The organism is Crossiella sp. CA-258035 (assembly GCF_030064675.1).
GTDB lineage: Bacteria > Actinomycetota > Actinomycetes > Mycobacteriales > Pseudonocardiaceae > Crossiella.
Genome location: NZ_CP116413.1, coordinates 4298879 through 4321294 on the forward strand (window position 1 = coordinate 4298879; position 22416 = coordinate 4321294).

Consider the following 22416-nt stretch of genomic DNA (forward strand, 5'->3'; position numbering starts at 1 on the left):
CGGCGGGCAGCCTGCCAGCCCCGCGCCGGGATCGGTCCCAGCCGACATCTTCAGGATTGCGACAGCCGCCGCACAGCTCGCCGACAGCCCTGGTCAGCAGTGTGGACGGCATGCCGAAGGACAACCGCACCTACCAGGGCCGCCCGCTGCCCCGGCCGCAGGACGAGCTGGTCGACCAGGGCCTCGGTTTCGACCTGGGCACCCTGTTCAGCCGCCGCCGCATGCTGGGCCTGCTCGGCCTCGGCGCCGGCGCCGCGACCGGCGTGCCGATGACCATGGAGCTGACCGTGCTGGACCTGGCCAACGGCAAGCCGTTCCAGGGCACCGCGGTCTACGTCTGGCAGTGCGACGCACAGGGCCGCTACTCGATGTACTCCGCGGGCGCGGAGAACGCGAACTACCTGCGCGGCGTGCAGCTCGCCGACGCCGAGGGCCGAGTGCGCTTCCACAGCGTCTTCCCGGGTTGCTATCCCGGTCGCTGGTCACACGTGCACTTCGAGGTCTACCCCGACGGCGGCAGCATCACCGAGGTGGCCAAGGTGATCGCCACCTCCCAGCTCGCGCTGCCCAAGGAGGTGTCCGAGGCGGTCTACGCCCAGCCCGGCTACGAGTCCTCCGGCCCGAACTTCCAGCGGGTCAGCCTGGCCCGCGACTCGGTGTTCCGCGACGACCCGGGCGCAACGCAGCTGGCCACGGTGACCGGTGACGTGCGCACCGGATACATGGCGCGGCTCACCATCGGCGTGGACACCAGGACCGCGCCGCGCTGACCGGTAACAATGGGGAGTGCGCGACGGCAGCGGGACTCGGGTGGCAGTGCTGGGACCGGTTCGCGCGCAGGCCGGTGAGTCGCCGATCGCGATTCCCGGCGCGCGGGTGCGGTTGCTGCTGGCCCGGCTGGCGCTGGCCCGCGGCCGCCCGGTGCCGGCCGAGGTGCTGATCGACGACCTGTGGGGCGCGGACTCGCTGGCCGACGCCACCAACACCTTGCAGGCATTGGTCTCCCGGCTGCGCAAGGCGGTTGGCGCGGCGGCGGTGGAGTCGGCCAGTGGCGGCTACCGGCTGGTGGCGGAGGTGGACGCGCCGAGGTTCGAGGAGCTGGCCGCGCGTGGCCGCCGGGAGCTCGCCGAGCAGGATCCCGCCGCCGCGATCGCCAGCCTGGACGCGGCACTTGGCCTGTGGACCGGGGACGCGTTGAGCGACCTGCCCGATGCCGAGTTCGTCCGGGCGGCGGCCGGTCGGCTGGCCGAGGCCCGGCTGGTGGCGGTGGAGGACCGGGCCGAGGCGGCGCTGCGACTGGGCAGGCACGAGGAGGTGCTGGCCGAACTGGCCGAGGCGCATCCGTTGGGGGAGCGGCTGGCCGCACTGCGGATGCGGGCGCTGTACGCGGCGGGGCGGCAGGCGGAGGCGCTGGCCGTCTACGAGGAGGTGCGCGGCGCGCTGGCCGAGCAGCTGGGGGTCGATCCAGGGGCCGAGCTGCGGCAGGTGCACCTGGCCGTGCTGCGCGGTGAGCTCGAACCCCTGGCCGCGCGGCCACAACCGGCAGCGGGACGGTTGCCCGCGCAGCTGACCAGCTTCACCGGGCGCGAGACGGAACTGGAGCTGCTCACCGGCCAGCTCGCCGTCGCCCGGCTGGTCACCGTCGTCGGACCGGGCGGGGTGGGCAAGACCCGGCTGGCCATCGAGGCGGCGGCCCGGCAGCCGGTGCCCGCGCGGGTGTGGTTCGTGCCGCTGGCCGGGGCGGCGGAGGTCGCCGGGGCGGTGCTGGGGGTGCTCAGCGCTGTCAGGGCGCGGCTGGGCGGGGCGCGGCAGCCAGTGCTCGACCAGCTCGTGGAGCTGATCGGGCCAGAGGACGCGCTGCTGGTGCTGGACAACTGCGAACACCTGGTGGACGCCGCCGCCAAGCTCGCCGAGGAGCTACTGACCCGCCTGCCAGGACTGCGCATCCTGGCCACCAGCCGGGAACCCCTGGCCATCACCGGTGAGGCGCTGTGCCGCCTCGATCCACTGGCACCGCCCGACGCGGTGCGGCTGTTCGTCGACCGGGCCCAGGCCGTGCGGCCCGGCTTCACCCCAGGTGAGGTGGTCGCGGACATCTGCCGACGCCTGGACGGCCTGCCGCTGGCCCTGGAACTGGCCGCCGCCCGGCTGCGCTCGATGACCGCCGAGCAGATCGCGCACCGCCTGGACGACCGGTTCCGGCTGCTCACCGCCGGCAGCCGGACCGCGCTGCCCCGGCACCGCACGCTGCACGCGGTGGTCGAGTGGAGCTGGGACCTGCTCACCGAACCGGAACGGCTGCTGGCCGCCCGGCTGTCGATCTTCCCCGGCGGGGCGGGAACGGTTGCGGTGGAAGCGGTCTGCGCCGACGAGACGCTGCCGGTCGAGGACATCGAGTACCTGCTCGGCGCACTGGTGGAGAAGTCCCTGGTGCAGTGGGACGGGCAGCGGTACCGGATGCTGGCCACCATCCGCGCCTACTCCGCCGAACGGCTGGCCGACCGCGAACCCCTCGCCGACCGGTTCGTGCGCCACTTCCTGGCCCTGGCCGAGGAACAGGAACCCCGGCTGCGCAACCGGGACCAGCTCGCCGCGCTGCGCCTGCTCGACACCGAGCACGACAACCTGGTGCACGCCCTGCGCACCGCCGTCGCCGACGGCCAGGCCGAGGCGGCCGCGCGGCTGGTGGGCGCGCTGACCTGGTACTGGAAGATGTTCCGCCTGGACGCCAGGGCCGAGGGCTTTGTGACCGAGGTGCTCGGCTTCGGCGACGCCCTGCCCAGCCACAGCCGGGCCGGGCTCACCGCGCTGCACGAGCTCACCGCCGAGGTCACCTTCCCCGGACCCGCCCGGGTGCGCGCGCTCGTCGAGGACTGCCTCGCCACCGGCGCGCTGACCCGCCACCCGACCCTGCTGGTCGCGACCGCACCCGCGGCCTACCTCGCCGGGCTCCACGACCTGGCCGAGCGACAGCTGCGCGAGGCCGAAGACCCGTGGACAGCCGCTGGCGGGGACCTGCTGCGGGCGTTCTTCCGCGAGGACCAAGGCGACTGGCCGGGCGCGGCGGCGCTGCGGCGGCAGGCGCTGCGCGGGTTCGAGGAGTCCGGCGACCGGCTCGTGCTGGCACACACGCTGGCCGCGGTGGCCCAGGACCACGCCATCGCGGGGGAACAGCAGCAGGCCCTGGACGCACTGGCCCGGAGTGTGGCGCTCACGGCCGGGCTCGGCTGGGCGGAGGAGACCGCCTACCGAGCGAAGCTGGGCGTCCAGCTGACCCGCGCGGGCGATCGGGCCGGGGCGCGGCGGGAGCTGGACACCGCACTGCGCCAGGCGGTCGAGCGCGGCGAGCCACACCTGCGGATCGAACCCGTGGTCGCCCTGGCCGACCTGCACCGCCGGGTTGGCGAACCGGACCGCGCCCACGAGCTGCTGGACGGCCTGGAAGCCTTGGTGCGCGGTCTTCCTGGCGCGGAGCAGGCCGCCGCGATGCTCATCGCCCCGGTCCGGCTGGCCACCCGCATCAACACCGGCGACCCGGCCGCCCGGGACTCGTTGCCCCTGGTCGCCGCGGTGGCCCCGGCACGGGCCGCGGAACTGCTGGCCCGGCTGCTGACATCGGCCGAGGCGGCCTTCGCACTCGGCCTCAGCAAGGCCATCCGAGGCGCTGTCGACCGCGGCGACCCGGAGCTGCGCGCGCTGACCGACGAGCTCACCACCGAACTCGGCCCGGCCGCCTTCACCCTGGCGTTCGACCGGGGCGCGAGGCTGTCCAGAGACCAGGCGCGGCAACGGCTGCACACGCTCTGACCGCACTCATCAGCCCCGTGTCAGACCGCTGTCAGCGCGTCGGTCCAACGTGATCACCATGACCAACACGTACCAAAGGGTGCAGGACGCGCTGGACCAGGTAGTGGCCGAAAAGAGCACCCCCGGCGCGGTCGCCGAGATCCGGGACGAGCACGGCACCTGGTTCGGCTCGGCCGGAGTGGCCGACCTGAGCACCGGCCGTCGCCGCGAACCGGGGGAGCAGTTCCACACCGGCAGTGTCGGCAAGGCCTGCACCGCCACCGCGCTGCTGACCCTGGAGGCCGAGGGACGGCTGAGCCTGGACGACACGGTGGAGACCTGGCTGCCCGGCGTGGTCCGCGGCAACGGCAACGACGGCCGTGAGATCACCATCAGGCAGCTGCTCACCCACACCGGCGGCCTGGGCATCACCGGCCTGAGCCCGGAGATCGTGCGCAAGTACCACACCCGCGACGGCTTCGCCGCACACCGCCACGAAGTGTCCACTGTGGACGAACTGATCCGGCTCCAGCTGGCCGTCCCACCGCGGCACAAGCCGGGGGAGGGTTTCGCCTACGCCAACGGCGGCTACCACCTCGCGGGCGCGATCATCGAGAAGGCAACCGGCCGCAGCTACGAGGACGAGGTCACCCGCACCGTGATCGAGCCGCTCGGCCTGACCGGCACCTACGTGCGCGGCCTCGCCGAACAGCGGTTCCGCGGCCCGCACCCCAAGGCCTACACCCGGATGTTCATCCGGGACGGCGTCGACCCGGCCAGCCTCACCGTGGACAACTACGCCTCGCTGCTGGCAGGCCCGGAAACCGACCCGGCCGACGTCACCGACCGCACCTACTCCGGCTGGGCCGCCGGTGGCCTGGTTTCCACCACCGGCGACCTGCTCTGGCTGCTGTCCGCGCTGATCACCGGCTCCCTGCTGCCACCGGCGCAGCACGAGACCATGTGGCACACCGTCCCCACCGCCGACTGGCTGCCCAACGCCCGCTACGGCACCGGCGTCAGCCAGTGGACGCTGGCCAACGGCCGTCAGGTGCACGTGCTCTCCGGCGTGGAGGGCGGCTCCGTCACCCTGGCCGTGGGCACACCCGACGGCGAGCTGCTGGTGGCGATGCACCTCAACGGCGACTGGAACTGGTACCTGGCCTGCCACCAGATCATCGAGGCGGTCTTCGGCTCATGACCGTCCTCGACGCGCTGCCGGACCTGATCGCCGAACACCGGGTGCCCGGCGCGGTCCTCGGCGTCCACGCCAACGGCGAGCACCAGGAACGCGCCGCCGGTGTGCTCAACACCCGCACCGGCGTCCCGGTCACCACCGACTCGCTGTTCCAGATCGGCTCGGTCAGCAAGGTCTGGACCGCCACCCTGGCCATGCGACTGGTACACAAGGGAAAGCTCGACTTGGACCGCCCCGTCCGCACCTACCTGCCGGACTTCCGCCTGGCGGAGGAGTCAGCGGCGGCGGTCATCACCACCCGCCAACTCCTCTGCCACACCGCGGGTTTTGACGGCGACCAGTTCGACACCAGCGAGGCGGCCCAACTCTTCGCACCGGGAGAGCTGTTCTCCTACAACAACGCCGGCTACTGCGTGCTCGGCCAGATCATCGAAGCCCTGCACGGCAAGCCGTTCATCCAGTGCCTCACCGACCACCTCATCCAACCGCTGAACCTCACCCACACCGCCACCGACGCCGACCAGGCCATCCTGTACCGAGCCGCGGTCGGCCACCTCCAACCCAGCCCCAAGGACCCACCCCAGCCCACCACGGTCTGGGCCCTGCCCCGCTCGCTCGCGGCGGCGGGCTCCGTGCTCACCATGAGCGCCCGCGACCTGCTTTCCTTCGCCCGCAGCCACTTCACCGGCGAAGTCAGCCAGGCCATGCGGGTCGAACAGGTGCGCATCGCCCCCATCACCGCGCACGGCAACGCCTGGGCGCTGGGCTGGGAGGTCTTCCACCTCGGCGAGCACACCATGTACGGCCACAACGGAAACACCATCGGCCAAGCCGCGTTCCTCCGCCTGATCCCCGAGCTGGACCTCGCCATCACCCTGCTCACCAACGGCGGCGAAGCCGAAGCCCTGCACCACAAACTCCTCACCCACCTGCTACGCGACCTCGCCGGTATCGACCTACCCGCGCCCCCGACCCCAACCCCAGGCCCGATCGACGCCACCCGCTACCTCGGCACCTACGGCAACTCCCTCACCACCACCACGATCACCCAGGACCACACCGGCGCGGTCCGGGCCGACGGCGTCCAACTCCTGCCACACGGCAAGGACGCCCTGATCACCGCCCAACCGGAGCAGGGCCTGCACCGCATCCACCACTTCCTCGGCGACAACGGCCACGGCCAAGCCCGCTTCCTGCACAACGGCCGCGCGATGCCCCGCCGCGCCACCTGACCGGCCGCGCCGCGGGGCCACTCAGCCCCGCAGCGCGGTCTCCGGACTGCACCCCGGCCCGCCCTCCCCGGCCCTGTTCTCCCGCCAGGACAACCCGTACGTGCGCACGTTCCCGGCCTTGCGCGCCGCCATCACACAGTTCGTGGACTCCCCGCGCCCAGCCCACACCGCCACCCCGACGTCAGCCCCGGCCACCACCACCCGCGCCCCCTCCCACGGATCCTTGTCAGCCGGATCCGCCTGCGGCACCCCGATCTCCTCGCGCACCGCGGCCAGCACCTCCTCCTGCACCGGAGCGGAAGGCAGGCCGCGCAACAACGCCACGAGCTTGGCCCCCGCGTCGGGCGGCACCTTCCACCGCACCGGCAACGGTGGTGGCGTGTAGGGCGTGGCATCTTTCGGACAGCCCGTGCGCGCCGGTCTGCCCATGATCCCGTGGTAGTTGAAGTTCATCTCGTAACAGACGTCCCGCGCCGGCCTCGACCTGCCGAAGAACCCGCTGGGTTCCAAGGCAGGCTGATGAATCCGGATCATTAGCTGGGCCGTCCGCTCCGCGACGTCGACCCCGTGCGGCACCTCCCGCGCCAGCAGCACCGCGAAGTTCCCCGACTTGCCCAGCGTGGTGGCCAGCGCCGCCCGCGCGAAACCCGCCGCGTCCGGCTGCCGCGGATAGCTGATCGCGGTGGCCAGCGTCTCGGCCTGGCGGTCGGTTTCCGCGTCACCGGGATGGGCACACGCGGTCAGCGCGAGCACCGCACCGACCGCGGGCACCAGACGAGAAGTACGCACCCCAGCAGCCAACCCCGCCAGTGTCGCCTTGTCGTGAGTGTTTCTACCTGTTCGCTCAGCGTTCGGCGCACGGCGGCCCGGTGTCCGCACCCTCCGGCAGGGTCTTGAGCTCCTCCTCCCGGAACGGCCGCCCCACCGCCTGGCAAACCTGGGCGAACCACTCCTCCGGCGCCAGCTTCAGCTCCGACCGCCCGTGGGCGGTGTAACCGCTGATCACGTTGTCCCGCACCAGCCACCGAGCCCGGATCGAGCCCGGCACCTCCAGGCTGACCAGGCCGACCGGCTCGCTGGGATGCCAGATCTGCAGTCGGCCCTTGTCGTCCTCGCTCACCAGGTGACCACTCCCGGCCAGGCCGACGAGCTTGCGCATCCCGGTCGGCACCAGCGTCCGGCCGTGCACCACCTGGCGGGTGGCCACGTCCCAGACCCGCAGGGACTTGGTGCCGTCCCACTCGTTGCCGTACATGGCCGCCATCCGACTGCCGTCGTCGTTGAACCTGACCGCGCTGACCTGACCCAGCCCAGGTTCTCCCGGGAAGGAGCCGATTCGGGCCCGGGTGCCCAGGTCCCACAGCTCGATCAGCTGCTCCTTGCCCAGCACGATGTGCCAGCGGGGATGCCCCGGCACGGCCGCGGCCTTACTGCGCACCGCCAGCCAGCGCAGATCCTCCTGATCCTCGCGTAGCACGTGGGGCTGGTCGAGCAAGCGGCCAGTGAGCGGGTCCCAGCGACTCGCGGTCCCGGCGTAGACGACCTCCAGCGAGTTGTCGGCCACCGCGCTGATCGAGCCGCGGAACCGTTCCCGGATGTCCTCGATCCCTGGCGCGACAGGCAGTTCGATCCGGTGGCGTTCGGTCATCGCTGGTACGTCGTAAACCACCAGTTGGGAGCCTGCCAACCCGGCCAGTGCGCGGCCGTCGGTGGTGAAGGTGAGTTCGGGTTCCATCTTGGCCAGGTCAGTGACCACCTTCGCGGGCAGTTCCCGGCCGGTGGCCGCGGCGATGTTGTCCAGCAGACGGGCGGTCATAGCGTGCCGGTCGAACTCGATCGCGTGCCGGTCATCGCGGCTGGTGGCGATGAGGTTGAGCTCCGCTGGCGAACGGAAGTCCGGCTGGCTGCCCGGCGGCGGCATGGTCGAGCGCAGCAGCCGCCTGCCGGAAGCGGAGGCCACCGTCAATCCTTCCGGACCTGGTAGCACCACCCGATCCGGGAACTCCTCGGGTGGCACGATCGGTCCCGGCGCGATGACCCTTTTGCCCGTGCTCAGATCCACCACCAGCACCATCGTGTGCACGCGGTCGCCGCCGCTCGTGGCGGCCACCGCGTACCGGCGAGTCACGTCGGGTTTGGCGGAGAGGCAGGACCACTCCCCGATGGACGCGGTTCGCTCGATCCGGCCGTCCGCCACCCGGCGGACTTCGAGCCGGTACTCCCCGCGGCGATCGGGATCGGGGCCGCAGTGCATGGCCACCGAGCCGTCGAGCACCAGCGGGCCTTGAATCCCGTTGGCCACCAGCGCTCCGGTGCTGATCGACCGCCGGGCGGTCCGCTCCTGATAGTTCTTGGCCGAACCGGATGTGATCTCGGGGAAGGTGATGATGTCGCGGTCCGGCCCGGTGGCGAAGACCGGCGGCACGTTGTTCAGCGCACTGATGTGGTCGGTCGGGATCCGGTTGGGGATCTCCTTGCGGTTGACGACGTCCCAGATGGTCAGCTGGTCAGGCTGCCCGATCAGGCTCACGTGGGTTAGCAGCCGCTCGCTGTCCTGGTCGAACACCGCCATGAGGTAGTCGGCCTCCGGCCTCGGATCGGCGACCGGCGCGCGCAGCTCGACCGGTCCACTGCGGTCCCGGATGTTCCACAGCCACACCCCTCCGCGCTGGGAAAGCCGGGCCAGCCAACGGCCGTCCGGACTCACCGCGTCCCGGTGCAGCAGCACATCCCTCGATGGCAGGGGAGGCTGCCACACCTGTGGTGCGGGCGTGTCCAGGCCGGTGACCACCTCAAGACCGCCATCGGGTCCGTGCACCGCCACCGTCGAGCCGTCCCCGGAAGCCGCCATTGCCTTGACCGCGCCCACGGTCAGTGGCACCGCGCCGACCACGTTGCGCAGCCGCAGGTGGGCCTGCAACAGCGCCGAGTACGCCTCGGGCGCGGCCGGATCGTGGTTCCACGCGGCCAGTGCAGTCAGCGCCGAGGTGTCCGCCGCGACCTCCGCGGTGCGCTGCGACTGCTGGGCGAGCAGCCGGGCGGCCTGCTGGCGGGCCTGGGTGCGCAGGGTGTTGTTGCTGACCACGGTGGTCACGGTCAGTCCGGCAGTGAACAGCGCCAGCACCGAGATCACCGCGATGACCTGGCGCAGCACCCGGACCTGACGCTGGGCCGCGGCGGTGCTGTGCCCGATGTAGTCGCGGTCGTCGGGGCTCAGCCGGTCCGGGTGCCGCGCGGCCTGCTCCTGGGCGGTGGCCAGCTGTGCGCCGCGCAGCCGGAGGCCGGGATCGTGCTCGGCGTCCTGCCAGGCGGTCAGCTGGTCGCGCAGGCGGTGGTGCCAGGTGGCGAACTCGCGGTCCTCGGCCAGCCAGCCGCGCAGCTGGCCCCAGTGCCGGATCAGCGCCTCGTGCACCAGGTCGGCGACCTCCTGGCCGCGGGGCCGGGTCAGCACGACCAGCTTGTGCCGGGCGAGTGTGGTCAGTACCGCGCGGTCGGCCTCGGCGAGTCCGGCCACCGGCAGTGGGCGGCGGCCGTGGCCCTGCTCGCCGACTGGGTGGGTCATCTCGGTCAACAACCGTTGCGCCAGCACGCGATCGGCGGCGGACAGGCCCAGGTACACCGTGTCGGCGTGGTCCTTGAGCGCGCCGCTGACCCCGCCCAGCCGTTCGTACACCGCGTGCTGGAGCTGGTTGCCGTGCCCCTGCTCGTCCCACAGCCGCTGCAACGCGAAGCCGACCAGCGGTAGCGCGCCCTCGTCGGTGCCCGCCTCGTCCAGGATGCGCCCGGCCAGGCCCGGTTCCAGGCGCACCCCAGGCGTAGTGGACAGCGGGCCGGTGATCACCTCGGTCAGCTGGGCGCGGCTCATCGGCGGCACCAGCACCTGTCCCTCGGCCAGCAGTGCCCTGGTTTCCGCGGTGAGCAAGGCTTCCAGCCCGCCCGGCCGCAGGGTGAGCACCGCGCGCAGGCCCCAGCTCCCGTCCGGCCGGGCGGGGGTGCGCTCGGCCAGGTCGGCGAGCTTGGACAGCAGTGCGCGGGCGGCGGGCGGGTCGGCGGCGGTCAGCTCCTCGAACTGGTCGGCGAAGACCAGCGTGCCCGGCTCCGGCGCGGCCGGCAGCTCCGGCTCGGCCCCGGCCCGGAAGGCCACCACCCGCACACCCTGTTGCCGCAGCACCGGAATCAGCCCGGCGTGCACCAGCGAGGACTTGCCGCTGCCGGAAGCCCCGGCCACCGTGACCACCGGGTGCTCGCGCACCGCCGCGACCAGCCGGGCGAGGTCGTCCGCGCGGCCGTGGAAGACCGCGGCATCGGCCTCGGTGAAGGCGGCCAGGCCCCGGTACGGGTTGGGCGGGTGCAGCCGCGCCCGCAGGTCCGGCCACTCCGCGAACAGGGCCGAGGTCGGGTGCATGTACGCGGTCCGCTCGCTGTCCACCGCCACCACGAACCCGACCACGCAGTTGCGCGCCGCGTCCCACAGCGGCGCGCCGCTGAACCCCGGCCGCACCCTCGGTCCCGGTCCCGCCTCCAGCTGCACCCACCCGGTGCCCTGTCCGCCCCTGGACCGGACCACCGCCCACAGGCCGTCGTCGCGGTCCTGCGGGAAGCCGAACACCCGCAGTTCCCGGTCCCACAGGTCGGGCTCCTCGGCCAGCCAGGGCACGGCCGCGGCCTTGGGCGCGGGCTGGTGCAGCCGCAGCAGGGCCAGGTCGCCCCGGTTGTCCGCGGCCGGTGGCGCCCAGCGCAGCACCGTGGCCTCCCGCCGCGGCCGCTCGGACAGCAGCGGGAAGTCCACGGTGACCACGGCATCCGGTCCGGGCAGCACGTGCGCGCAGGTGCACAGCAGGTCGGGAGCGAGCAGGAAGCCTGCGCCCAGCACCGCGCCGTCAGCCGCGCGCACGCGCACGACCGCGGTGTCGATTCCGCCAGTCATCGTCCCCCGCAACCCTTCGGCGATCGCACCGCGAATTGTCGGGGCCAAGAACGTTGCCGCGCGGGGGTTTGCCGCCGGACTACGCGATCGGGCTAGCGCGCCGAAGTCGCATCCGGTAGCCCTCGGTCACATAAGGCATCTCCGTCGGCTGCCGGTCCGCCAGCAGCGCGCGCACCCGCCCCAGCAGCTCCTCCCTGGTCGCGGACGGCAGGGTGATCACGTAGCTGCGGGAGGCGACCATGTCCAGCGCCTCCGCCGTGGTGATCGGCTGCTGCCAGCGGAAGTCCCGCCGCTCGACCGGTCCGAACGGCTCGCCGACCTGGTTGGCCTGCCGCTCCTCGTTGGTGGCCGGGCCGTAGTCGCGCAGGATCCGCTCCAGCTCGGCGACCCAGGGCACCGAGACGTCGCGCATGTTCCACACCAGGCCCAGCCAGCCGCCGGGGCGCAGCACTCTGGTGGCCTCCGGGACCGCGCGGGCCGGGTCCACCCAGTGCCAAGCCTGCGCGCAGACCAAGACGTCCACGCTGTTGTCCGGCAACGGGATTGACTCGCCGCTGCCCGGCAGCACCCGGACCTCCGGGAGCACCTGGGCGAACTGCTCGCGCATGCCGTCGGAGGGCTCCACCGCGATGACCTCGCGGTCCGGGGCGCGCAGCGCGCGGGTGAGCTTGCCGGTGCCCGCGCCGAGGTCGACCACGGTGCGGGCGTCCCCTGGCACCAGCCAGGCCACGGCTTCCGGTGGGTAGCCGGGGCGGCCGCGTTCGTAGGTGTCCGCGGCCGCGCCGAACGAGCGGGCCTGCCGGTCTCTCTCCTGCTCCATGCCGGTCATCCTGCCTTTCCGCGCAGGGCCAGCCGGGGCCAATGCGCCAGTTCGGTCAGCAGGCCGCGGTCGTGGGTGGCCACCACCACGGCGGCGCTGGTGCCCGCGATCGCCTCGGTCAGCTCGTCGACCAGGGCGGGGGAGAGGTGGTTGGTGGGCTCGTCGAAGATCACCAGGTCTGGGCGGGTGGCCAGCTTCATGGCCAGGTCCAGCCGCCGTTGCTGGCCCAGGGACAGGCGGGCCACCGGGGTGCGCGCGGCCTCCCGGTCGAGCAGGCCGGAGGCGGTGGGCGAGCCGGGCAGGGCCGCCCGCTCGAACAACTGCCGGGCGGTCAGCTCACCCGGCCAGTCCGGCACCTCTTGGGCGATCAACGCGATCCGCGCGCCGGGTAGCCGCCGCACCTCGCCGCTGGTCGGTGGCAGTTCCCCGGCCAGCACCGCGAGCAGGGTCGACTTCCCGGTCCCGTTCCCACCGGTGATCAACAACCGGTCGCCGCCGTCCACCGTGAGCGTCACCTCCTCCTCAAGACGACCGGTCACCTTCACGGCGTGGGCGCGCAACAGCCCAGCGCCGGCCCGGGTGCTCGGCTCCGGCCAGCGCAGGGTCAGCGGCGGCGCGGGCACGGTGACCCGGTGCGCCGCCAGTGCCTCCTGCGCCCGGTTGAGCGCCTGCACCACACCCGGCGCGCGGGACTGCCGCTGGTGCTTGCCGGTGCCCTTGTCCGGCCGCCACCCGGTGCTCAGCCGGGACCGCGCCTGGTCGAGGGCGACGGACAGGCCACGCTGCTCGGCCTGCTGCTCCTCGTACTCCTGCACCCACTGCGCCCGGTCCCGCCGACGGCCCTCCAGCCAGGCCGCGTAACCCCCGGCATACCACCGTGGCCTGCCGTCCTGGCTGGGATCGAGGTCGAGGAACTCGCGGGTCACCTCGCGCAGCAGCGTGCGGTCGTGGCTGACCAGCGCCAGCCCGCCCCGGTGCGCCCGCAGCCGCTCGGTGAGGAAGGTCAGCCCACCGGCGTCGAGGTGGTTGCTGGGCTCGTCCAGCAGCAGGATGTCGTGCCCGGCGCTGAGCAGGCAGGCCAGCCGCACCCGGTACCGCTGCCCGACCGACAGCGTGCGCAGCTCCCGCTCGCGGTCGGTGCAGGCGTCCAGTCCGGCCAGCGCCACGTCGAGCCGCCGCTCGGCGTCCCAGGCGTCCAGGCGGGTGGTCGCGTCCAGGGCGCGGGCGTAGCGCTCGTCCGCGCCGTCCTCGCCCCTGGTCAGGCCGTCGGTGGCGGCGTCGAGGGCGCGCAGCGCGGCGCGCGCGTTGTGCAGGGCCTCGTCGGTCAGCGAACCGACGGTGGCACCCGCCTGGGCTGGCAAAGCCTGCTGGGACAAGCCGAATGTGCCCGCGCGGTGCACCGAGCCCCGGTCCGGGACGCGGAGCCCGGCGAGCACGTGCAGCAGGGTGGTCTTGCCCCGGCCGTTCTCGCCGACGATGGCCAGCCGGGACCGGGCCGAGACGGTGACGGAGACGTCGGTGAGCAGCACGCGCCCGCCCAGGGTGGCCGAGACGTCGGTGGCGCGCAGATGAGGGGTGATGGACAAGGGAATGCTCCGCAGCTCTGGTGGGAGCCGGGCAGCACGAACACGCCGCCCGGCGATGGCCGGAACGGCGGGCAGGGAGAAAGGTCTCGGTGCGCCGCCGTCAGGCGGCGGAGCTGGGCGGCATGACCGCGATCGTCGCGGCGAAGCCGGCGCTGTAGTGCATGGCGGCCAGGTTAGTCAGGCGACTGGAGGGGGCCAACCGAATTGTCGGCCGCGCGGGTCTGCGCTCAGCCTGGGGTGCAGGTCAGTGCCGGTGGCGCTGCCCTTCCGGTGGCCTGGAACCCGAAGGTGGTGCTGCCGCCCGCGCCGATCGAGCCGTTCCACCCGGCGTCCGTGGCCACCACACCGGCGGCGTCCTGCTTCAGGGTGGTGTTCCACGACTTGGTGACCTGCTGGTCGCCGGGCCACGTCCAGCTGACCCGCCACCCGGTCATCGCGGCGCGCCGGTCGTTGGTGACGGTCACCGTCGCGGCGTGCCCGGTGCCCCAGTCGCCGTTGACGTGCAGGCTCGCCGAGCACCCGGCCGCGGGCAGGACCAGCAGCGTGATGGAGTTCGCCGGGTAGGTCGCGTTGACCTGGCCGTTGCTCACCTGGAGATCGTCGCCGCGCACGATGGCGCCCAGGTTGGCCTCGCCGTAGGTGAACCGCTGCGCCGCACCGGCGCTGTCGAACCCGGCCACCGACAGCGGCGAGGTCAGCTCGCCGCCGGTCTTGTTGACGACCATGACGGTCAGCGCCTTGTCGGCGGAGCGCTGCGCCGCGTAGACCGCGAGCCTGCCCTGGTCGGCGGCGGTGGCCGACACGCTGACGTCACCGAAGCGGCTGCCCGCGCCGTCGTAGTCGCGGTACATCCGGAAGGCGTAGGCGCCCGGATCGGTCGGCTTGGGCTCGCCCCACATCGTGGCCAGGTCGAGGCCCTCACGTCCGAAGATGCCCAGGACGTCGGCTTGCGCCAGCGCACCGTTGATGTGGTCCAGCGCGCCCCAGTTGTACTCGGTGATGGCGGTCTTGGTGCCGGGGTTGTACTGGGCGATCCACGACTTCATCGTGCGGATGAACTGCAACGGCGGCGCGTTGACCCCGCCGGGGCCGATCCAGTTCTCCTCGACGTAGGTCGGGTCCCACAGCGACCGGGTGGACCGCAGCCGCAACGCGTTGGCCGCGGGGTCCTTGTCAGCGCTGATCTGCGGGTAGAAGTGCTGGTCGAAGTAGTCCAGGAAGCGTTGCCCGCCATGGGCGTCGCTGAAGTCCTTCATGTTCTTCAGGTACCACTGGGAGAGGTTGAGCCCGCCGTGCGCGGCGGAGTCGGCACCCGGCCCGCAGCCGTCCACTCCGGAGGCGACCCACTCGCAGTACCCCCAGCCGGACGGGCCGAGGACCTTGGCACTGGGGTCGGCGGCCTTGATCGCCGCGGCGGTCGCGGTGCCCTTGCCGCCCAACTCGTCGTAGGAGACCGGCTCGGGGTGCACGTCGCGATGCGTCTGGGCCCACAGCACCGGCTCGTTGTCGAGCTGGTAGATCGGCACGCCACCCCGTGCTGCCGTGCCGAACCTGTTCGCCAGGTGCGCCACCATCTCCCCGGCGAACGCCGCGTCCGCCTTGATCGAGGTGTCGGCGGGCACACCGGTGAGGTTCTGCTGGTTCAGCTGGCCGTTGCCGCAGTTGGGGTCCCACTCGTCGAACTTGTCCTGCTGCGGGAACCGGGTCGCCGGGAAGCCACAGTTGAACGGGTGCGTGGACGGGGAATCCTTGGCCACCCACCCGATCATGGGCACCGTGACGACCGGCTTGATGCCGCGGTCGAGGTTGGACCTGACCATGCCCTCGACGGAGCGTTCCTGGTCGGTGACGATGTTCTCGAAGAACCAGTCGCTGCCGGTGTTGTAGGTGCGGTTCTTGAAGTTGTAGCGGCTGGTCGTGTTGCCGCCCCAGCGCGCCACCGACTGGCCGATCTCGGCGTTGAACGCCGGATCGCCGCCGTTGAGGCCGTAGATGTCGGGGCTGATCGCGTGCCGGGCGGCGGAGACGTCCACTGACAGCGCGGGCCCCGTGGCCGTGGCGCTGGCGGCCGCGTGGCCGGTGAGCATCACGGTGAGCGTCAGCACCGCGACGGCCGATCCGCCTCGCACCAGACTTCTTGGTCGCATCAAGGCCCTCGCAGCATCGTCGCCGGGACTGGACTGGGAGCGCTCCCAGTTGAGGAAGACTGTAATTTGCCGAGCCGGTGCGAGGAAGAGCCGATCGGCCGACGCTCGCGCATCGCCTGCCCGGCGTTGGAGTGAAATTTGGTGGCGATCCTCTTCTCGCGGCATATCCAGCGCACTACAGTCCCGATCTGGGAGCGCTCCCAGTCCAGCCTCTGCACCCCCTGCCTTTGGAGGCTCACATGCACTGGCGCATGTCGAGAGCGGTAACCGCGACCGTCGTCGCGCTGCTCGCTGGCCTGATCAATCCATTGCCTGCGGCGTCCTCGGCCGCCCCGGCGTTCAACTACGGCGAAGCCCTGCAGAAGTCCGTCTGGTTCTACGACGCGCAGCGTTCCGGGAAACTACCGGCGGGCAACCGGGTGAGCTGGCGCGGTGACTCGGCGCTGCGCGACGGCAGCGACGTGGGCCTGGACCTCTCCGGCGGCTTCTACGACGCGGGCGACCACGTCAAGTTCGGCCTGCCGTTCGCCTTCAGCATGTCGATGCTTGCCTGGGGCGCGGTGGAGAACCGGGGCGCGTACGCGAGCTCCGGGCAGCTGGAACACCTCATGGCGAACCTGCGCTGGGGCACCGACTGGATCATCAAGGCGCACCCGTCCCCGAACGTGGTCTACGGCCAGGTCGGCGCGGGCAACCCCGACCACGCCTGGTGGGGCTCGGCCGAGGTCATGCCGATGGCGCGGCCGTCGTACAAGGTGGACCCGTCCTGCCCCGGCTCGGACCTCGCGGGCGAGTACGCGGCGGCGATGGCATCCGCGGCGATGGTGTTCCGGCAGCCCGATCCGGCCTACGCCGCCACCCTGGTCACCCATGCCAGGCAGCTCTACGCCTTCGCCGACACCTACCGCGGCAAGTACAGCTCCTGCATCACCGACGCCGCCAGCTTCTACAACTCCTGGAGCAGCTACCAGGACGAGCTGGTGTGGGGTGCGATCTGGCTCCACCGCGCCACCGGGGAGGCCAGCTACCTGGCCAAGGCCAAGGCGGAGTACGCGAAGCTGGGCACCGAGCCGCAGAGCAGCGAACGCTCGTACCGGTGGACGATCGCCTGGGACGACAAGTCCTACGGCGCCTACGTGCTCATGGCGCAGCTGACCGGTGAACAGGCATACATCAACGACGCCAACCGGTGGCTGGACTTCTGGACCACCGGCCACAACGGCAACCGGGTGCGCTACTCGCCCGGCGGCCAAGCCGTGCTGGACCGATGGGGCTCGCTGCGTTACGCGGCCAACACGGCGTTCACCGCGCTGGTCCACTCCGACTGGCTGTCCACAAGGGACAGTGCGCGGGCCAGGACCTACCACGACTTCGGCGTGCGGCAGATCAACTATGCCCTCGGCGCCAACCCCCGCAACGCCAGCTACGTCGTCGGCTTCGGCGCCAACCCGCCGCGCAACCCGCACCACCGCACCGCGCACGGCTCGTGGGCCGACAACATCCAGGAACCCGTCGCGACCCGGCACGTGCTGCACGGCGCGCTGGTCGGCGGCCCGAGCACGAACGACGACGCCTACACCGACAGCCGCAGCGACTACGTGATGAACGAGGTGGCACTGGACTACAACGCGGCCTTCACCGGCGCACTCGCGCGGCTGTACCGGGAGTTCGGCGGGACCCCGCTGACCGGCTTCCCCTCGGCCGAGACCCCGGACGGCCCCGAGCTGACCGTGCAGGCCTCGGTGAACCAGAGCGCCGCCCAGTTCACCGAGATCAAGGCGTTCGTGCTGAACAAGAGCGCCTGGCCCGCGCGGACCTTCAACGGCACGCTGCGCTACTACTTCACCCTCGACGGCGCGACCACACCAAGCCAGCTCACCGTGACCACGAACTACAACCAGTGCGGCACGCCGAGCGCGCCGACACGGCACAGCGGCTCGGTGTACTACGTGGAGATCCCGTGCACCGGCGTCACCCCGGCCGGACAGTCGCCGCACCGCAAGGAAGTCCAGTTCCGCATCACCAGTTCGGGCACCTGGGATCCGGCCAACGACTTCTCCCGTGCCGGTCTGGGCACCGGCAACACCGTGGTGCAGACGGACCGGATCGTGCTTCGTCAGGACGGCAACGTGGTGTGGGGCAAGGAACCCAGCGCTCAGTCCCGGTGAACCTCGGCGCGGGGCGTTCGGTGTGCGCGGGCGCCCCGCGCGTTTGCCGATGTGGCGTTGTGGTCAAATCGTCGAATTCGATGTCGAATTCGGAAAATCGGCGCTCTTTCAGGAGATGGGGTGTATTGCTAGCCTTTGCCAAGCGGTGGTCGCGCGAACAATAGGAGCGTTGATGACGACATCAGGCATGTCCCGCCGCGGCTTTCTGGCGGCCACCGGTGTCGCGGCGGCCGCGACGGTGGTGCCGGGCCTGGTGGGGCAGCCGCTCCGGGCTGCCGCGGCGGAGGCCCGGACGAACCTGGCCGAGCTGGTCGACCTCCGCTTCGGCATGTTCAACCACTTCAACCTCGGCACCTTCACCGACGAGGAATGGGCGGCGGGTGGCCAGAGCCCTTCGCTGTTCGCACCGTCCTCAGTGGACTGTGCACAGTGGGCGGACGCGGCCGCCGCCGCGAAGATGAGCTACGGCGTGCTGACCACCAAGCACCACGACGGGTTCGCGCTGTGGCCCACCGCGTTCGGCAGGCAGAACGTGGCGTACTCGGGCTACCGGCGGGATGTGGTGCGCCAGTACGTGCACGCGTTCCGCGCCCGAGGGCTCAGGGTCGGGCTGTACTACTCGATCTGGGACCGCACCCACACCATCCAGGCCCTCGGCGGGCACGTCAGCGACCCGGCCCAGACCGTCGAACCGGGCGACCTGACCGTGGTGCTCGGCCAGCTCCGCGAGCTGCTGACGAACTACGGCGCCATCGACATGCTCGTCACCGACGGCTGGTCCTGGCAGATGGGGCAGCAGCAGATCCCCTACCAGGAGGTCCACCACCTGGTGAAGTCCTTGCAGCCCAACTGCGTGATCATCGACATCGGCGGGCTGTCGCAGCCCTGGCTCAGCGACGCGATCTTCTTCGAGGCGCCGCTGGGTGTCCGGGCCCCCGAGGGGAACACCTACGCGGGCGTCCAGGGCGAGACGATCAGCAACGGCTGGTTCTGGCATCCCAGCACGCCCACCACGAACCCGCGCAGTCGCGACGCGATCCTGACCGACCTCAGGGACCTGGAGCCGAAGTACACCTCGTACCTGCTCAACTGCCCGCCCAACCGCGACGGCAGGCTCGACACCAACATCGTCACCCGGCTCGCGGAGGTCGGCGCCGCCTGGAGCCCGAACCACTCGCGCCCGCCGCTACCGGCCCAGCCCTTGCGCGTCGAGTGGCCGGTGAACGCGGTGGCGGCCTACGCCTCGTCCTTCAACAGCGGCGAGTTCGCCTACCACGCGATCGACAACCGCAGCGACGTCCGGTTCGAGACCTGCTGGTCCACCTGGGGTGGCGGCCGGACCCTGCCGCAGACGATCACGATCGACCTGGGCGGCGTGTGGAGCAACGTGTCCACTGTGGAGTACCTGCCCAAGCAGTGGCATCGGGACAGCACGAACACCAACGGCGACATCACCGCGGCCACGATCTCCACCAGCACCAACGGAATCGACTTCACCGAGGTGGCCGCCGTCAACTGGGCCGCGGGCCAGCGGTTCAAGATCGCCGAGTGGTCCGGCCGCGACGTGGGCTTCGTGCGCGTGCACGTCACGGCCGCCACCGGTGGCTACGTCAACATCAGCGGGACCCACATCGGCGGGCGGCTCGCGCGCCCCCGGCTGGTCTCCCGCTTCCCGCTCGCGCACACCGTCTACCGCATCCAGGCCCGGCACAGCGGCAAGGTGCTGCACGTGCAGAACTCCGCCACGGCCGACGGCACCCCGGTGCAGCAGTGGAGCCGGCAGGACAACGCGGGGCAGAAGTGGACCTTCATCTCCACCGGGGACGGGTACTTCAGGATCCGGGACCAGAACAGCGGCAAGCTGCTGGAGGTCGGTGACCTGGCGCGGGGCAACGGCGGAAAGATGAACATCCGGGGTGGGGCGAGCCTGCACCAGCAGCACTGGGCGGTCACCCCGGTCGGCGAGGGTTTCTTCATCCTCACCAACCGGCTCAGCCAGCGCGTGCTCAACGTCCCCGACGCCTCGACCGCGGACGGCACGGTCCTCGACCAGTGGGACTACCACCACGCACCGCAGCAGCAGTGGCAGCTCATCCCGTCCTAGCCAGGTCAGCCGGTCCGCCGGAAGGGAACGATATGAGCAGGCTCAGCTCGGGCACCCGCCTGGTGGCCGTGGCCACCGCTGTGGTGGCGGTGGCGTCGACGGGCCTGGCGCTGCGGCACTCCGGTGTCCCGGCCGCGACGGCGCAGGCCGTGCCGGAGGGCAACACCCTGTGGTACGACGAGCCCGCCACCGACTGGGAGAGCCGCGCGCTGCCCATCGGCAACGGCGCGCTGGGCGCGATGGTGTTCGGCAGTGTGCCCTCGGAACGGTTGCAGTTCAACGAGAAGTCGCTGTGGACCGGCGGCCCCGGCTCACCGGGGCACAACTCCGGCAACTGGACCTCGCCGCGTCCGGGGGCGCTGCGCGAGGTCGTCGACGCCATCGGCCGGGACGGCAAGGCCGCCCCGAACTGGGTGGCGGGCAAGCTCGGCCAGCGCAGGTCCGGGTTCGGCGCCTACCAGACCTTCGGCGACCTGCACCTGGACCTGACCGGTCAGTCCAGCGCCGTCACCGGGTACCGCCGCGAGCTGAACATCGGCAACGCCATCGCCGAGGTGGGCTACACCCAGGGCGGTGTCGTGCACGACCGCGAGTACTTCGCCAGCCACCGCGGCAAGGTGATCGCCGGGCGACTGGGCGCGAACCAGTCGGGCAAGGTGTCGTTCAGCCTGCGGTACACCTCACCGCGGGCCGACTTCACCGCCTCCGCGGCGAACGGCAGGCTGACCATCCGCGGTCAGCTGGCCGACAACGGGATGATCTTCGAATCGCAGGTCCGCGTGCTCACCGACGGCGGCACGGTCACCAGTAGCGGCAGCACGGTGACGGTGTCGGGCGCCAACAGCGCGACCTTCCTCGTCGGCGCCGGCACGAACTACGCCGACACCTACCCGAACTACCGCGGCGCTGACCCCAGGAACGCGGTCACGGCCGCGGTGGACGCCGCGGCGGCGAAGTCCTACGCGATCCTGCGGTCGGAGCACATCGCCGACCACAAGGCCTTGTTCGACCGGGTGAAGCTGAACATCGGCCAATCGGTGCCGGACAAGCCCACCGACGACCTGCGCGCCGCCTACACCGGTGGCGCTTCGGCGGCCGACCGCGCGCTGGAGGCGCTGTACTACCAGTACGGCCGGTACCTGCTCATCGCGTCCTCCCGGCCGGGATCGCTGCCCGCCAACCTGCAAGGGGTGTGGAACCAGTCGACCTCGCCACCGTGGGCGTCGGACTACCACACCAACATCAACGTCCAGATGAACTACTGGCCCGCCGCGCAGGCGAACCTCGGCGAGACCGCGGAACCGTACGTCCGGTTCGTGGAGCAGCTCAAGGCCCCCGGCGAGCGGAGCGCGGCCAACATCTTCGGCACCCGCGGGTGGGTGGTGCAGAACGAGACCAACCCGTTCGGCTTCACCGGTGTGCACGACTGGGCGACGGCGTTCTGGTTCCCCGAGGCCAACGGCTGGCTGGCCTCCCAGCTCTACGACCTCTACCGGTTCAACCTGGATCCCGCGCTGTTGCACAGGGTGTACCCGCTGCTCAAGGGCGCGAGCGAGTTCTGGCTGGCGAACCTGCGCACCGACCCCCAGGACGGCAAGCTGGTCGCCACGCCGTCGTACTCGCCCGAACACGGCGACTTCACCGCAGGCGGCTCGATGGCCCAGCAGATCGTGTGGGGTCTGTTCAAGGACACCATCGCCGCCGCCGGCACGCTCGGCGTGGACGCCGCGTTCCGCGCGCGGGTGCAGGGCGCGCTGGACCGGCTCGACCCCGGCCTGCGGATCGGCTCGTGGGGGCAGTTGCAGGAGTGGAAGGCCGATCTGGACAGCCAGACCAACGACCACCGGCACGTCTCGCACCTGTACGCCCTGCACCCCGGCAGGCAGATCGCGGCAGGCTCCGCTCTTGGTGCGGCGGCCAAGGTGTCGCTGACCGCGCGCGGCGACGGGGGAACCGGGTGGAGCAAGGCATGGAAGATCAACTTCTGGGCCCGGCTGCTCGACGGCGACCACTCCCACAAGATGCTCGTCGAGCTGCTCAAGAACTCCACCCTGGCCAACCTGTTCGACACCCACCCGCCGTTCCAGATCGACGGCAACTTCGGCGCGACCGCGGGTATGACCGAAATGCTGCTGCAGAGCCAGCACGGTGACGTCCACGTCCTGCCCGCCAAGCCCAGCGGCTGGACCTCGGGCTCGGTGACCGGCCTCAAGGCTCGCGGCAATGTCACCGTGGACGCGGCCTGGACCACCGCGGGCGGCCTGGACTTCACGGCGAAACCGGCGGCCTCGGGCAGCCTGACCTTGCGCAGCAAGATGTTCACCGGGCGGTACACGCTCACCGACACCTCGACGGGGCAGTCCGTCGGCGGCGCCCGCGACGGCGACCGGGTCACCTTCACCGCCGTGGCGGGCCGCACCTACCGGGCAACCGGTGTGCAGAGCTGAG

The 22416-nt window shown here is 71.6% G+C and carries 13 protein-coding genes; 8 read left to right on the plus strand and 5 right to left on the minus strand.

Translation table 11 applies throughout. The annotated features are described in order from the left end of the window. Nucleotides 1-110 precede the first annotated feature (110 nt). The 4 genes from N8J89_RS19560 to N8J89_RS19575 are packed head-to-tail and all read left to right on the plus strand — an operon-like array spanning nt 111 to nt 6216. On the plus strand, nt 111-770 hold the full coding sequence (locus tag N8J89_RS19560) for an intradiol ring-cleavage dioxygenase (RefSeq protein WP_283665813.1): 660 nt from the start codon (nt 111-113) through the stop codon (nt 768-770). A 40-nt stretch (nt 771-810) separates the two neighbouring features. After that, complete coding sequence (locus N8J89_RS19565; RefSeq protein ID WP_283665814.1) at nt 811-3807, plus strand: ATP-binding protein; 2997 nt, start codon at nt 811-813, stop codon at nt 3805-3807. Between the two features lie 58 nt (nt 3808-3865). Beyond that, nucleotides 3866-4987, plus strand: coding sequence for a serine hydrolase domain-containing protein (locus N8J89_RS19570; protein ID WP_283665815.1), 1122 nt, complete (start codon nt 3866-3868; stop codon nt 4985-4987). Continuing rightward, entirely contained in the window at nt 4984-6216 is a 1233-nt protein-coding gene (locus N8J89_RS19575) for a serine hydrolase domain-containing protein (protein WP_283665816.1), read from the plus strand. Before N8J89_RS19570 ends, N8J89_RS19575 begins: the two co-directional genes overlap by 4 nt. A gap of 21 nt (nt 6217-6237) precedes the next feature. Here N8J89_RS19575 and N8J89_RS19580 read toward each other — a convergent pair whose 3' ends face one another. The 4 genes from N8J89_RS19580 to N8J89_RS19595 form a co-directional block, all read right to left on the minus strand. Continuing rightward, a complete protein-coding gene (locus N8J89_RS19580) occupies nt 6238-7005 on the minus strand; it encodes a hypothetical protein (protein ID WP_283665817.1) in 768 nt (255 codons plus the stop codon). A 55-nt stretch (nt 7006-7060) separates the two neighbouring features. Next, nucleotides 7061-11143 carry an nSTAND1 domain-containing NTPase gene (locus tag N8J89_RS19585; RefSeq protein WP_283665818.1) on the minus strand — a complete coding sequence of 1361 codons (4083 nt, stop codon included), beginning with the start codon at nt 11141-11143 and terminating at the stop codon, nt 7061-7063. Nucleotides 11144-11222: 79 nt separating this feature from the next. After that, nucleotides 11223-11963, minus strand: a complete 741-nt coding sequence (locus N8J89_RS19590; RefSeq protein ID WP_283665819.1) for a class I SAM-dependent methyltransferase — start codon at nt 11961-11963, stop codon at nt 11223-11225. A 5-nt stretch (nt 11964-11968) separates the two neighbouring features. Then, the gene (locus tag N8J89_RS19595; RefSeq protein WP_502868492.1) at nt 11969-13555 is read right to left on the minus strand and encodes an ATP-binding cassette domain-containing protein; all 1587 of its coding nucleotides are present in this window, start codon (nt 13553-13555) and stop codon (nt 11969-11971) included. A 14-nt stretch (nt 13556-13569) separates the two neighbouring features. Between N8J89_RS19595 and N8J89_RS19600 the strand changes: the two genes are divergently transcribed. Then, nucleotides 13570-13707 carry a hypothetical protein gene (locus N8J89_RS19600; RefSeq protein WP_283665821.1) on the plus strand — a complete coding sequence of 46 codons (138 nt, stop codon included), beginning with the start codon at nt 13570-13572 and terminating at the stop codon, nt 13705-13707. A gap of 69 nt (nt 13708-13776) precedes the next feature. Here N8J89_RS19600 and N8J89_RS19605 read toward each other — a convergent pair whose 3' ends face one another. Further along, nucleotides 13777-15678: a glycoside hydrolase family 44 protein gene (locus tag N8J89_RS19605; protein WP_283665822.1), complete on the minus strand. Its 1902-nt coding sequence runs from the start codon at nt 15676-15678 to the stop codon at nt 13777-13779. Nucleotides 15679-15947: 269 nt separating this feature from the next. Here N8J89_RS19605 and N8J89_RS19610 point away from each other — a divergent pair, with 269 nt between their 5' ends. The 3 genes from N8J89_RS19610 (at nt 15948) to N8J89_RS19620 (ending at nt 22415) form a co-directional block, all read left to right on the plus strand. Beyond that, entirely contained in the window at nt 15948-17864 is a 1917-nt protein-coding gene (locus tag N8J89_RS19610) for a glycoside hydrolase family 9 protein (protein ID WP_283665823.1), read from the plus strand. A gap of 172 nt (nt 17865-18036) precedes the next feature. Further along, entirely contained in the window at nt 18037-19968 is a 1932-nt protein-coding gene (locus tag N8J89_RS19615; RefSeq protein WP_283665824.1) for an alpha-L-fucosidase, read from the plus strand. 32 nt (nt 19969-20000) lie between these two features. Further along, the gene (locus N8J89_RS19620; protein WP_283665825.1) at nt 20001-22415 is read left to right on the plus strand and encodes a glycoside hydrolase family 95 protein; all 2415 of its coding nucleotides are present in this window, start codon (nt 20001-20003) and stop codon (nt 22413-22415) included. Nucleotide 22416 lies beyond the last annotated feature (1 nt).